This window comes from Chromohalobacter nigrandesensis (assembly GCF_023061285.1).
Lineage (GTDB): Bacteria > Pseudomonadota > Gammaproteobacteria > Pseudomonadales > Halomonadaceae > Chromohalobacter > Chromohalobacter nigrandesensis.
Map to the genome: position 1 here is coordinate 483,973 of NZ_JAKGAM010000001.1, position 13,404 is coordinate 497,376.

The following is a 13,404-nucleotide window of genomic DNA, read 5'->3' on the forward strand; positions in this document are numbered from 1 at the left end:
GGATCCTCGGACAACAAAGTGAGCGGCAAGAGATGAAACCGGCGCGCAGTATAGCGTAGCCACGCCCAAAAGCGCAGAGCCCCGCATTCGCGCATGGCGAAGCGGGGCTCACGTCGAGATGCATCAACATCCCGACACTGCAGCGAGCCTTACGGCTGGGTATCGAGTTGCTGCACGCGGAGCGTATAGTTGTTGACGCCGCTCATCGCGCTGCCGAACTTCTGGCCCTTCACCCAGACGGTGTAGCGCCCGGGTTGCAGCGTGGTCTCGATATCGAAATCACCTTCGAAGCCTTCGCCTTCATCGCTGGCCACGACATCACCGCTCTCGTCGAGGATCCGCGCTTCGAGACGATAGGTGCCCTCGTTGCCAGGGAAGGTCGAGCTGGTCACAGAAACGGTACCCGCTTCGGCGACATCGAAGCTGAGCACTTCGCCATGCTGGCGAATCGCCACATCAGCCACGATTTCGTCGAATGCATCGGGCAAGGCCTCTTCGTCGTCCTGCGTGGCCGCCGAGGCACCGCTGTTTGACGTGGAGTCCGACGACGCATCGTCCGCTGCCGACGACGTCGCGGCGGCGTCCGAGGCCACGGCAGACGCCGCCTCGGTCGCTTCACGGCGCGGTGCGGCGATGGTCGCCACGTCATCTTCATCATTGACGAAGGCCGTCGTGCGGCCATCTTCACCCGGCCCGCCGAACATGATGCCACCGCCGGCATCGACACCGCTTTCATCGCTTGAAAGCCGGTTTCCCTGGGCATCCAACCCATTGACGGAAATGACAAAGCTATTGCCGCCCGTCTTGCTGGTGCCGAATTTACGACCGGAGACACGCAGCACGTAATCGCCAGGCTCCAGGCGTTGCTCCATGGTCAAGCCACCGTTCTGACCTAGCCCCGACGCGGACGCGACCTCATTGCCCTGCTCATCGAGCAAGGTCGCTTCGATGCGGTAATCGTCGGAGTCGCCCGGCAAGGTCGAACTCTGGAATTGATAGCGTCCTGCCTTTTCGACGGTGAAGGGATGCGTCTGCGTCCCGCCGAAGAAAAAGCTCTGGCTACGTGCATCGGAACTCGACTGGAAGAAATCGGTAAGATCGATTTTAGCCGCCGCTTCGTGCGCCTTCTGCTGTGCAGCGCTCTGGGCCATGGCCAGTGACGACGTACCGGCCAGTCCCAAGGCCACAAGCATTGTGGTAATCACGCGATGATTCATGGGGCTTCTCTACTTGGCTTCGAACCTGAGTCGAGCACAGCATATCAGAGACATAAGCGCCAATGCTTCACTTGCAGGTTCAACGAGGAAGGAAAATCGGTAGCGCCCCGAGCACGATGCTCGGGGCGCTACTTGCGGGCTTATCCCTCGCCGTTGCTCTCGGCGAGATCGACCAGTTCGCGAATGGCCACCGCGAATAGCGGGAAACCACCCTGAGCTCCCGAACGCACTTCATCGAGCAGCCCGCACCAGCGTTCGACCAGGCCCGCGTGGCGTTCCAGCCACTGCTCGACACGAGGCTCCACACCACTTGGCGCGCCATCCATCTTGAGCACGCTGACCGTCAGTGCCAGTTGCTGGCGGTCGAGATCGTCGCGGAAGGTTTCGCGCGCCTGCGCCTGCCAGCTATCGCGCACTTTCAGCGCGTTGATCTGACTATTCATCCACGGCAGCTCCAGGCGATGACCGATGTCGTAATAGACCTCGGCGACACGCTGGATCTTTTCGTCAGTGGCGCGAGCGGCCTCGATGATGCCCAGCCCGGCATACAGGCTGTCGGCCGCCGCGACGACGTTCGCCAGAGAAGTCGGCACGCCGGCTTTTTCCAGCTCACCACGACGCGCATCCCACATTTCATGGTCCTCGCCGCGCAGGCGCTTGCCGATGCCCTCTTGCAACTGCGTGATACGCGGCGCGAAGTATTCCACCGCCTCCTGGATGCTCTGGTTGGTACGGTGGCGCAGGAACCAACGTGTGGCCCGGCGCAGCAGCCGCATCAGATCGAGCATCATGCTGTACTGAACGCGGCTATCGATCTGATGATCGAGTGCCTCGATCTGCTCCCAGAGGCCTTCGAGATTGAAGCAATCGCGCACGATGAGATAAGCGCGCGTCACTTCCGCTCGCGTGGCCCCAGTGGAGTCACGCAGACGCCGCACGAAGGTAATGCCCATGTGATCGACCAGGTCGTTGGCGATCTGCGTTGCGGTGATCTCGCGCTTCAAGCGATGCTGATACATCTCGTCGGGGAAGCGCTCGACCAGCGTCTGCGGGAAGGCCCGCGCCATGTGCCGCTGGACATGTGGATTGTCCGGCAGATCGGAGGCGATCATGTCGGTCTTCAACGCGCTCTTGGCATAAGAAATCAACACTGACAGCTCGGGCAGCGTCAGCCCTTTCTCTGCATTGGAACGTTCGACCAGCGCCTCGTCAGAAGGCAGGAACTCTAGCTCGCGATCCAGCCCGCCGGCGGCTTCCAATTCATTGATGAAACGCCGATAAGGGCCCATGCCTTGCTGACTGAGAATCTCCGACAAGGAAAGTGCCTGGGTCTGGCGATAGTTATCGCGCAGTACCAGTTCACTCACTTCCTCGGTCATGCTCGCCAGCAACTCATTGCGCTGCTTGTCGGTCATGTCGCCGGCTTTGACGATGTCGTCGAGCAGGATCTTGATATTGACTTCGTGGTCGGAGCAGTTGACCCCGCCGGCATTATCGATGAAGTCGGTCGTGACGCGTACGCCCTGCTCTGCAGCTTCCATGCGCCCGAGCTGGGTAAAGCCGAGATTGCCACCTTCACCGATCACCCGGCAGCGCAATTCATGACCATCGACACGCAAGGTGTCGTTGGCCTTGTCGCCCACCTCGGCATGCGTCTCGTCGGAAGCCTTGACGTAGGTGCCGATACCGCCATTCCAGAGCAGATCGCAACGCGAGGTCAGAATCGCGCGAATCAGCTCGTTGGGCGACAACTTGCCGGCCTTGATGCCGAAGGCCTTTTTCATCTGCGGCGTGATGTTGATGGACTTGGCATCGCGCGAGAACACACCGCCACCCTCGGAGATCAAGGCAGTGTCGTAATCCTCCCAGCTCGAGCGCGCCAGTTCGAACATGCGCTTGCGTTCCTTGAACGAGGCCGCCGGATCCGGATCGGGGTCGACGAAGATATGCCGGTGGTTGAAGGCGGCGATGAGGCGGATCTTGTCCGACAGCAGCATGCCGTTGCCGAACACGTCGCCCGCCATGTCGCCGATCCCCACCACACTGAACGGTGTCTCCTGGGTGTTGAGGCCCATTTCACGGAAGTGGCGCTTGACCGATTCCCAAGCACCCTTGGCAGTGATCCCCATCTTCTTGTGGTCATAGCCATGCTCACCGCCGGAGGCGAAGGCATCGCCCAGCCAGTGGCCATATTCCAGCGAAATGGCATTGGCGATGTCAGAGAAGGTTGCGGTGCCCTTGTCGGCGGCCACTACCAGGTAGGGATCGTCATCGTCGTGACGCACCACACGCTCGGGCGGTACGGTCTCGCCACCTTCCAGGTTATCCGTCACGTCGAGCAACGCGCGGATGAAGGTCTGATAGCAGGCAATACCTTCCTTCTGCACCGTGTCGCGGTCGGCGCCATCGGGCATGCGCTTGCAGATGAAACCGCCCTTGGCACCTACCGGGACGATGACGGCGTTCTTGACCTGCTGCGCCTTGGCCAGGCCTAGGATCTCGGTCCGGAAGTCCTCGTGACGATCGGACCAGCGCAGCCCGCCGCGCGCGACCTTGCCACTGCGCAGGTGAACGCCCTCGACGCGCGGCGAGTAGACGAAGATCTCGAACATCGGGCGCGGCTTGGGCATGTCCGGCACTTGCGTCGGCTCGAGCTTGAGGGCGATGTATTCCTTGGCCTCGCCGTCTTCACGTCGTTGATAATAGTTGGTGCGCAACGTCGCCTGGATCAACGCCATGTAGCGACGCAACAGCAGATCGTCATTGAGGCTGGCCACCTCATCGAGCAGGCCCTCGATACGCGCCACGCACGCTTCGATCTCACTGTCGCCGGCGGTATCGTCGGGATCGAAGCGCAGCTCGAACAGCGTCACCAGCTCGCGGGTAATTTCTGGATAGCTGGTCAGGGTATTGGCAATGTAATCCTGCGACAGCCCGAAGCGCAATTGCTTGAGATAGCGCGCATAGGCACGCAACACCGCCACTTCGCGCCATGCCAGGTTGGCACCGATGACCAGGCGATTGAAGGCATCGCTTTCGGCATCGCCGGTCCAGATTCGCGTGAATGCCTCGATGAAGACATCACGCATTTCCTGCAGATTGACGACCCCGTCACCACGGTGCTCGAGGGTGAAGTCATGAATCCAGTAGGCCTGATCGGGGCACTCGATCTCGTAGGGACGTTCGCTGATCACCCGAAGCCCCAGGTTTTCGAGCACCGGCAGCACATCGGAGAGCGGAATGGGCTGACCCGCATGAAACAACTTGAGGTTGACCCCGTCGATGTTCTTCTCGACCAGCCGATAAAGACTCAGGCTGATCGGCATGTTGGCATTCAATTCGCCGAGATGATGAATGTCGTAGACGGCGGTGCGCGCCGAGAAATCATCACGATAGCTGCTGGGAAACGCCTCACGATATTGCTGCATCAGGCGATTGGCCTGTTCCTCCCCGTAGCCTTCGACCATCGCCGTGTGAAGATCGTCCCGCCAGCTACGCGAAAGCGCCACGAGCTTCTTCTCCAGACGTCGTATATCGTATTCGGCCGGACGCTCGCCGTTGAAGCGCAGGATGAACTGGATCCGTGCCAGCACCGACTCTGAGAGATAGGTATTGAAATCGCCGAAGGTCGCATCGAGCTCTTCGCAGAGCAGATTCTGGATACGTACGCGCAACTCGGTGGAGAACACATCACGCGGCACGAACGCCAGGCACGAATAGAACTTGCCGAAACGGTCCTCACGAATGAACAGACGCGCCTTGCGCCGTTCACGGATATTGAGGATCCCGAAAGCCGTCTTCGCCAGCTCGTCGGTATCGATCTGAAACAGGTCATCACGCGGATAGACCTCGAGGATCTGCGTTAGCTTATTGCCATCATGCCCCTTGGGATTGACACCTGCGACGTCGATAACGGTCTCGATCTTCTTGCGTAGCACCGGTACGTTACGCGGCGACTCATTGTAGACCGTCGAGGTATAAAGCCCCAGAAAACGCCGCTCGCCAATGACGCGACCATCCTTGTCGTAGCGATCGACGGAGATGTAATCCGGATAGGCGGGACGATGCACGCGCGCATGATAGGCGCTCTTGGCGAAGGACAGAAGCTCCGGCACCAGCACATACTGATCTTCCTCGACGCCCTCGTCGGTACTGATGCGCTCGCGATAACGCGGCTGGTCGAGCTTGAAAACGCCCAGCTCGCTCTTGGGTATCTGGCGCAGATGGTCCTGGCCATCTTCCTGCAAGACCTCGTATTCGTCATAGCCCAGGAAGGTGAAATGATCCTCGAGCAGCCACTCGAGAAAGGCGATGGCTTCCTTGTGGTCATCGGCCTTGACCTGTTTCGGTCGCTGCGCCTTGAGTTCCTTGATCGCCTCGCGCACCCGCTCACGCATGGGATCGAAATCTTCCACCGCCACACGTACGTCGCGCAGTACCTCCTCGAGGCTGGCGTGAAGGTCGTTCAGCGTCGCCGGGTCGGAATGGCGGTCGACCTCGACCAGAATAATCGACTCGCGCGCCGCCGGTGCATCCTTGGCCTGGCTCGAGGTCACGCGCTTGAGATGATGCTTGGCATCGCGCTCCACCGCCAGCACAGCGTTGTGGATCGCGTGCACGGTCAGCCCGCGGCGGTTTAGCTCGATGCGCACCGAGTCGACGAGAAACGGCATGTCTTCGTGCAGTACGGCCACGACGGTATGCGGCGACTGCCAGCCATGTTCCTCGAAATCGGCGTTGAAGACGCGCACCTTGGCTTCGCTGGGATCGTGGGTCTGCATGAAATGCCACGCCGACAATGTCGCGCCGTAGATATCATCCAGACCGCGCTCGGCGGCTTCTTCGAACGGCGCCGAGGCATACAGGTCCTCGGCGAAAGCAGCGATCTGCTCCACCTTGTCGTGGGGCAGGCGCTTGGCCAGTTGTTCCTTGAGCTGGGCGAGGAAATCTTCCTTACCCTCGATCGCGACGTGTTGCATCAAGCACCTCGGCTACGACCGGCCACCCTTCACGGCGACCGATGAATGATTCCTCGGCGGCACGCACGCGTATTGCGTGTACCACCACGATGGCACGAGCTTACGCCTATCGCGCGTCAAGCCCCATCAATGTGACGCACCCTCATGGCGTATGCCAGTTGTGCATGGGCTTGTCATGCGCTCGCTGGCGCTTCCCGGCGCTCCAGCAGCACGCCACATTCGCAGTGGTCGGTATACGGGAACTGATCGAACAATGCGAAACGCGTCACGGCATGGGTCGCACTCAATGTCTCGAGGTTCGCCTCGAGCGTGTTCGGGTTACAGGAAATATAGACGATACGCGAATAGGCCTTGAGCTGCTCGCAGCTATGCGCATCGAGCCCAGCCCTCGGCGGGTCGACCAGCGCCGTGGTGAAGGCATGCTCGTCGAGCGCCAGCGCTGCCACGCGCCGCCCGCTTTTCTCGCCGGCCAGAGCTTCGCTGAATTCCTCGGCGGACATCCTCGCCACCACAGCGTTGACCACGCCATTGGCCTCGAGATTGACGTTGGCCGAGGCCACCGAGGTCCGCGAGATTTCGGTGGCCACCACGCGGCGAAAGTTCTCGGCCAGTGCAATCGTGAAATTGCCATTGCCGCAATAGAACTCCACCAGATCGCCATCACGGCTCTCGCGGGTCACATCCCGCGCCCACCCCAGCATCGACCGGCAAATCGCCGCATTGGGCTGGGTGAAACTGTTCTCCACCTGCTGATAGACGAAGTCGCGACCTTCGACGTTCAGCCGCTCCCAGACATGATCGCGTTCGAGTACCAGACGCTGCTTGCGTGCCCGGCCGATGATCGATACGTCCAAGGCTTCCTGCAACGCTCGTGCTTCTTGTTCCCAAGCTTCGTCGAGTTGGCGGTGATAGATCAAGGTCACCAACGCCTCACCACTCAGCGTGGTCAAGAATTCGACCTGGAACAACTTGCGCCGCAAGGTATCGCTGGCCAACAGCGCATCGCGCAGGACCGGCATGAGCGCATTGATGCGCTCGCCCGCCACCGGATAATCGTCCAGGCGTACGACCTCCTTGCGCTTGGGATCGGCAGGGTCGACCTCGAACATGGCATAGAACAGATCATCGCCGTCATGCCAGATACGAAACTCGCAGCGTTGCCGATAATGACGCGGCGGCGAGGGAAACACCTCCAGCGGCGGTGGAGAGAAGCGCGCGAATTGCGCCGTAATGCGCTCGCGTTTGGTGTCGAGCTGGGACTCATAACGTTCGGGGTCGACGACGGGTACGGCCACGAAAACTCCTTTCAGCAAAAACTCGCGATGTCGCCGCAGCGACACCGTCACATGGAAATCAGAAGGTTAAAACAGTGTCAGGCAATGCCAAAGAGTACGGTGCACTGAAGCCGTATCCCGCCAGGGTGCATGCCAGGCCCGCTTGTTGCGCCGCGCTGGCCCAGCTCGCGTCGCTGGCCGGCGTATCACGCCAGAGTTTAGAAGCGACCTGCGGAACGACCTGCGCCACACGACGCGCGATGGCGTCGCCGGAATCGATCCACACGATTTCGCGCGGCGCATGCCGCTCGAGGGCCTCTCGCAGCAGCGGAAAGTGCGTGCATCCCAGCACCACGGTATCGAGCCGCGGCGCTTCCCATAACGGCGCCAGGCTCGCGGCGATGACCGCATCGTCCCACGGCATCCCGGTCAGGACGCGTTCGGCCTGCGCAACCAAAGGATCGGCGGCCAGCCTCACTACCGTGCAATCCGGCGCGAACTCATCGATCAAACGCTGCGTATAAGGACGCGACACCGTCGCCGAGGTCGCCAGTAACCCGAACACGCCGCTGCGTGAGGCATGGGCCGCCGGCTTGATCGCCGGCACGGTCCCGATCACCGGAATACTCAGGCTCTCGCGCAAGGCGTTTAGCGCCAAGGTGCTGGCCGTATTGCAGGCCACTACCAGGGCGCGCGCGCCACTCGCCGCCACCGCCGCGCGACACACCGCGACGATCCGCGCCACCAGCCAGTCATCGGGCTTGGTGCCGTACGGCAACGCGGCGTTGTCACACACATACGCCAGCGGTGCGCCGGGCAGGTGCGCGCGCAAGGCGCCCACCACTGAGAGCCCGCCGACGCCCGAGTCGAAGATCAGAATCGGCGCCGTCATGCGCGAGTCTCCGCGAAGTGCTCAAGCAACGTATCCACCAAGGCCCGCAGGCGCGCGGGGATGAATTCACGTTCGGCATACAACAGGTGGACACTGATCGGCGCCACGCTGAACTCGTCCAACACGCGAACCAGCCGCCCGGCTTCGACTTCCGGTTCACCCAGGAACGCCGGTTTGTAGACCAGCCCCATGCCGCGTATCGCCGCCTCGGTCAGAGCGCGGCCGTTGTTGCAGGCCATGACCGGGCGGATGCGCACCCGGAGAGGCGCTCCATCGACCTGGAAGTGCCAATAGTGCCCTTCGCGCGCCAGGCTGTAGTGCAGACAGCGATGCCCACGCAGCTCGGCAGGATGCGTCGGCGTCCCATGCCGCGCCAGATACTCCGGCGCGGCGTAAACATGACGTGGCATGTCCATTAACGGCCGCGCGATCAGGCTGGAATCTTCCAGCTCGCCGATACGCACCACCAGATCGAAGTCCTCAGCCACCGGATCGACACGGCGATCCTCGAGAACGACATCGAGCATTACCGCCGGATGGCGGCGCTCGAATGCCTGCAAGGCGGGCATCAACGCACGCACGCCGAAATCCAGCGGTGCGGAAAGCCGTAACCGGCCACGCACTTCACCGCGCTGCTCGCCGAGACCGGCTTCCAATTCCTGCAGCTCGTCGAGCAGACGACTCGCCCCATTGAGATAACGTTCGCCCTCGGCGGTCAGTTGCAAGCGCCGCGTGGTACGCGTCAGCAAGCGTACCCCCAGACTGGCCTCCAGCTTGGCGATGTGCTTGCTGACCATGGCATTGGAGAGTTCCAGCTTGCGCGCCCCTCCGGCGAAACTGCCAGCCTCGACGACCGCGCGAAAGGTGTACATCGCCTGCAGGCGGTCCATACGACTTCCTCGAAAACGCGTGCATTCATTCTACCTTACCCGCCCAAGGGATGAGATGCCTCGACTTGCCTCGAAGAAAAATACTGGTTATTTTTACAGTATTCGTCATTTCGTTTTCGAGGTTCCGCCATGTCCATGACGCCTATCGCTCTTGCCGCATCGACCTCGGCGCCCGCATCGGGCGATACCCTGACACGCGGCGCCAGCGGCTTCCCCTCCCCGGCCGACGACTACCGAGAAGCCCCGCTGGATCTACATCACCACCTGGTGCGTCGCCCGGCCTCGACGTTCTTCATGCGCCTGGAGGGCGATGACCACCGCCACGCCGGCCTGTATCACGGCGACTTGCTGGTGATCGACCGCGCCATTTCACCGCGCCCCGGGCATTGGCTGGTCGTGGTCATCGACGGCGAGCTGAGCGTGTTGCGCCTAGAGCGCCGCGAGGCCCGGCTGTATCTCGCGCCGTCACGCCCCGGCCTGGCGAGGATGCCCTTCGAGGCCGATGACGACCGCTTGTGGGGCGTCATCTGCTACGCCATTCACGCCTTGCCCGCCACGGGCGAGGAACCGGCTTCTCCCTCATGTTCGCGCTGATCGACTGCAACAACTTCTATGCTGCCTGCGAGCGCCTGTTCGAGCCGCGCCTGGAGGGCGTTCCGGTGGGCGTTCTATCCAACAACGACGGCTGTGTCATCGCGCGTTCCGAGGAGTTCAAGGCGCTCGAAATACCCATGGGCATCCCCACCCACAAGATCGAGCCGGCACTGCGGCGTCGCGTGGTGTTGAAGTCCTCCAACTACACGCTTTACGGCGATCTCTCGGCACGCGCGCAGCAGGTCCTGGCGCGTCAGGTCCCCACGCTGGAGCCTTATTCCATCGACGAGTGTTTCCTCGATCTACGCGGCATGCAGGAAGACTGGCACGCTCTGGGCGCGCGCCTGGTACGTAGCGTGATGCGAGAAGTAGGGCTGCCGGTCTCCATCGGCATCGCCCCGACACGTACCCTGGCCAAACTCGCCAACCGACAGGCCAAGGCACAGTCGAGTCGCCCCCAGGTGTGTGTCTGGACGCATGCCGACGCCCCCGAATTGAGGACGTACCTGAAGCGGCTATCGCCGCGCGAGGTGTGGGGCGTAGGCGAACGGCTCAACGCGCGCCTGGCCGGCATCGGTGTGCTCACCGCCGCCGCGCTGCGCGAGACACCCAACAGCGAACTACGGCGTCATTTCAGCGTGGTGCTGGCGCGCACCGCCGCCGAACTCAACGGCTATCCCTGCCTGTCGATGAGCGACCTGGAAACCCCGCGCCGCAGCATTCTCTGCTCGCGCTCGTTCGGGCGCCCCCTGCGCGACCGTGCCGCCCTCGCCGGTGCCTTGCGCCATCACTGCCAACGCGCCGGCGAAAAGCTGCGACGCGACGCCATGCAAGCCTCGGCCATCGGCGTCTATCTGCGCACCAATCCACATCACGACACGCCCTATCATCACGCCTGCGAGTGGACCGCACTGCCCTTTCCAAGTGCTGACACGCAGCAGCTCAACCGCGCGGCGCAACGTCTTCTCGCGCGCTTATGGCAGCCACTGGCGTATCAGAAGCTCGGGGTGATGCTCAGCGACCTGGCCCCGCGCCAACAAAGCCAGACGACGCTCTTCGATGGCGCCGAGCCAGCCCGGCAAGAGGCGCTGATGCACGTCTGGGACACGATCCGCGCCCGCTACGGCCGTCAGGCGCTGACCCTAGGTCCGCAGCCCGCCGATGCCTCCTGGCAGATGAACAGTGCCTACCGCTCGGCATGCTACACAACACGCTGGGATGAACTACCCCATGTGCGCGCCCGATAACCACGATGACGTTCACGTGGCGGCATAGCTCAACTCAACGGCGAAGGCGCTTCACGGAATTCGGCGTAAAGCTCCGGATAGCCTTCCTGCAGACGCGCCAGCTCGGCTTCGGCCCCTTCCGGCAGTGCCTTGGCCAACCGATCCAGGTCGTCTTCGTCGAAGTGCTCGCGGATCAACGGGAACAATTCCTCGCGCTCACCGCGCAGATAAGCCCGATGCGCTTCGAGATAGGCTTTGAGATCTTCGCTGAAGCGGTCCATGGGTACTACCGCATCCATCAGGATCATGTCGAGATCCTGGGAGAGTTTCGCCAGGCGTTCATTGAGCGCCCGGTAATCCTCGGACAACCGCTGGCACAGCACGTCGGCTTGCGGCGCCCGCGTATTCAACTGCTCGGTGCACATGCGTTCCAGCGGTTCGGTGAACCCACTCATGTAGTCGAGGATGTAATCAACGACCTCGCGTATCAGTTGAAAATTGGGGCGCTCACCTTCCGCCAGGGTCTTCTGCTTGAGCTGCAACACGTGCAGCAGACGCGCCATGTTGGCGTGGTCTTGGCGCAGTTGGGTCAGCATGGGCATGTACAGGCCTCCTTTGCTGTCGAAGCATGGCAGCGCGGGGTATCCGGCAGCCTTGTTTGCCAGTCTAGTCGAGGACTTTCACCTTCCCCGACGGGAAACACCCCACTGGGACTCGAATGTTTTACCCTAGCGGGTATGACAAGATTACGCCTGTTGGCCGAAAGTCTAAAAACGGTTTTTGGCGACTCGACCCAGAGGGTCGTTACAAAACAGGCGAACGAAGACAAAACAAGGCAAAATTGGCCGAAAACACGGAGTTTACATGGGGTAAATGAGTATTTTTAGGCCGATTTTAACGCCGGATTGTCGAGTGCAGCCCTTTTGTAAACACCCTCTCACCCACCGGTGGCATACACATGGACCTGTTCGCTTCATCCCAATCCGATAACACGCCGCTGGCCTATCGCATGCGCCCACGCCAGCTCGATGACTACGTCGGCCAGGAAGCGCTGGTCGGTCCCGACAAGCCGCTGCGCCGCATGGCGGAAAGCGGCGCGGTACGCTCGATGATCCTGTGGGGGCCGCCGGGCGTGGGCAAGACCACCCTGGCCGATATCCTCGCCGATGCCTCGGGCGCCATGCTCGAACGCCTGTCGGCGGTGATGGCCGGCGTCAAGGATATCCGCGCCGCCGTGGAACGCGCTCGCGAGGGCCAGGTCCGCGGGCAGCCGACGCTGTTGTTTCTCGACGAGATCCACCGTCTCAACAAGAGCCAGCAGGATGCCCTGCTGCCGCACGTCGAATCCGGGCTGCTGACCCTGATCGGCGCGACCACCGAGAATCCCTCCTTCGAGGTCAATTCGGCGCTGCTCTCGCGGGCACGCGTCTATGTGCTGCGCAAGCTGGAGGTGGACGACCTGCTGCGTGTGCTGCATCAGGCCCTGACGGATACTCAACGTGGCCTGGGAGAGCGCCATATCGAGGCCGACGAAGACGTGCTGGAAACGCTCGCACGCTCGGCCTCGGGCGACGCACGTCGCGCACTGGGTCTGCTGGAGACGGCTTGCGATTTCGCCACGCCCACCGAGAACGGCGAACACCTGACCCTGCAGGCGCTGCATGAAGTCCTGGGACATCAGGGCAGCGCCTTCGACAAGCAGGGCGATCATTATTACGACCTGCTCTCGGCGATCCACAAGTCGATACGCTCGTCACGCGCCGATGCTGCGCTTTTGTACATCGCGCAATTCGTGCAGGGCGGCGGCGACCCGCTCGATGTAGTGCGCCGCCTCGCCGCCATCGCCTCGGAGGATGTCGGCAATGCCGAGCCCCGTGCCCTGCCGCTGGTGATGGCCGCCTGGGACGCCTACCTGCGTCTGGGCGACTACGAAGGCCAGCGCGCCATCGCCCATGCCGCCTTGCACCTCGCCATCGCGCCCAAGAGCAACGCCATCGACCAGGCCTGGAACGCCGCCAAGCAATTCGTCGCTGCGAATCCCGACTTCGAGGTGCCCACCTACTTGCGCAACGCCCCCACCAAGTTGATGGAATCCCTCGGCCATGGCGAGGGCTACCGCTATGCGCACAACGAACCCAACGGCTATCCCGCCGGGCACGCGCATGACTGCTGGCCATCGGAACTGCCCGAAACCACCTTTTTCAACCCCACGGAATACGGCCAGGAAAAACGCTTCAAGCAAATGCAGGCCTGGCGCGCCGAACTCGACGCCCACGCCGACGGGACGTCATGAGCCCCGCCGCCCTCAACGGCATCGGCATCGGCATCGGCA

Annotated in this window: 9 protein-coding genes; 3 read left to right on the forward strand and 6 right to left on the reverse strand. The window is 62.1% G+C overall.

What is annotated here, in order from left to right; translation table 11 throughout:
* Nucleotides 1-149: 149 nt before the first annotated feature.
* The 5 genes from L1073_RS02295 to L1073_RS02315 all read right to left on the reverse strand — a co-directional run bounded on the left by L1073_RS02295 (nt 150) and on the right by L1073_RS02315 (nt 9,252).
* Nucleotides 150-1,217 carry a hypothetical protein gene (locus L1073_RS02295; protein WP_246896626.1) on the reverse strand — a complete coding sequence of 356 codons (1,068 nt, stop codon included), beginning with the start codon at nt 1,215-1,217 and terminating at the stop codon, nt 150-152.
* 140 nt (nt 1,218-1,357) lie between these two features.
* A complete protein-coding gene (locus L1073_RS02300; protein WP_246896627.1) occupies nt 1,358-6,196 on the reverse strand; it encodes an NAD-glutamate dehydrogenase in 4,839 nt (1,612 codons plus the stop codon).
* Between the two features lie 173 nt (nt 6,197-6,369).
* Nucleotides 6,370-7,491, reverse strand: a complete 1,122-nt coding sequence (trmA, locus tag L1073_RS02305) for a tRNA (uridine(54)-C5)-methyltransferase TrmA (protein ID WP_246896628.1) — start codon at nt 7,489-7,491, stop codon at nt 6,370-6,372.
* Between the two features lie 58 nt (nt 7,492-7,549).
* A complete protein-coding gene (gene murI, locus L1073_RS02310; protein ID WP_246896629.1) occupies nt 7,550-8,362 on the reverse strand; it encodes a glutamate racemase in 813 nt (270 codons plus the stop codon).
* Complete coding sequence (locus tag L1073_RS02315) at nt 8,359-9,252, reverse strand: LysR family transcriptional regulator (RefSeq protein ID WP_246896630.1); 894 nt, start codon at nt 9,250-9,252, stop codon at nt 8,359-8,361. Before L1073_RS02315 ends, murI begins: the two co-directional genes overlap by 4 nt.
* A 129-nt stretch (nt 9,253-9,381) precedes the next feature.
* On the opposite strand from L1073_RS02315, the gene L1073_RS02320 reads away from it, so the two are divergent.
* Nucleotides 9,382-9,846, forward strand: coding sequence for a LexA family protein (locus L1073_RS02320; RefSeq protein ID WP_246896632.1), 465 nt, complete (start codon nt 9,382-9,384; stop codon nt 9,844-9,846).
* The gene (locus tag L1073_RS02325; protein ID WP_246896633.1) at nt 9,834-11,093 is read left to right on the forward strand and encodes a Y-family DNA polymerase; all 1,260 of its coding nucleotides are present in this window, start codon (nt 9,834-9,836) and stop codon (nt 11,091-11,093) included. Before L1073_RS02320 ends, L1073_RS02325 begins: the two co-directional genes overlap by 13 nt.
* 29 nt (nt 11,094-11,122) lie before the next feature.
* Here L1073_RS02325 and L1073_RS02330 read toward each other — a convergent pair whose 3' ends face one another.
* Complete coding sequence (locus L1073_RS02330; RefSeq protein ID WP_246896950.1) at nt 11,123-11,668, reverse strand: hemerythrin domain-containing protein; 546 nt, start codon at nt 11,666-11,668, stop codon at nt 11,123-11,125.
* A 362-nt stretch (nt 11,669-12,030) separates the two neighbouring features.
* Between L1073_RS02330 and L1073_RS02335 the strand changes: the two genes are divergently transcribed.
* Nucleotides 12,031-13,365 carry a replication-associated recombination protein A gene (locus L1073_RS02335; RefSeq protein ID WP_246896634.1) on the forward strand — a complete coding sequence of 445 codons (1,335 nt, stop codon included), beginning with the start codon at nt 12,031-12,033 and terminating at the stop codon, nt 13,363-13,365.
* The last annotated feature ends 39 nt before the right edge of the window (nt 13,366-13,404 follow it).

Coding starts and splice junctions, on each gene's coding strand:
- L1073_RS02295 (WP_246896626.1), bottom strand. CDS start 1,217: ATGAATCATCGCGTGATTACCACAATGCTTGTGGCCTTGGGACTGGCC.
- L1073_RS02320 (WP_246896632.1), top strand. CDS start 9,382: ATGTCCATGACGCCTATCGCTCTTGCCGCATCGACCTCGGCGCCCGCA.
- L1073_RS02315 (WP_246896630.1), bottom strand. CDS start 9,252: ATGGACCGCCTGCAGGCGATGTACACCTTTCGCGCGGTCGTCGAGGCT.
- L1073_RS02335 (WP_246896634.1), top strand. CDS start 12,031: ATGGACCTGTTCGCTTCATCCCAATCCGATAACACGCCGCTGGCCTAT.
- L1073_RS02330 (WP_246896950.1), bottom strand. CDS start 11,668: ATGCTGACCCAACTGCGCCAAGACCACGCCAACATGGCGCGTCTGCTG.
- L1073_RS02300 (WP_246896627.1), bottom strand. CDS start 6,196: ATGCAACACGTCGCGATCGAGGGTAAGGAAGATTTCCTCGCCCAGCTC.
- murI (WP_246896629.1), bottom strand. CDS start 8,362: ATGACGGCGCCGATTCTGATCTTCGACTCGGGCGTCGGCGGGCTCTCA.
- L1073_RS02325 (WP_246896633.1), top strand. CDS start 9,834: ATGTTCGCGCTGATCGACTGCAACAACTTCTATGCTGCCTGCGAGCGC.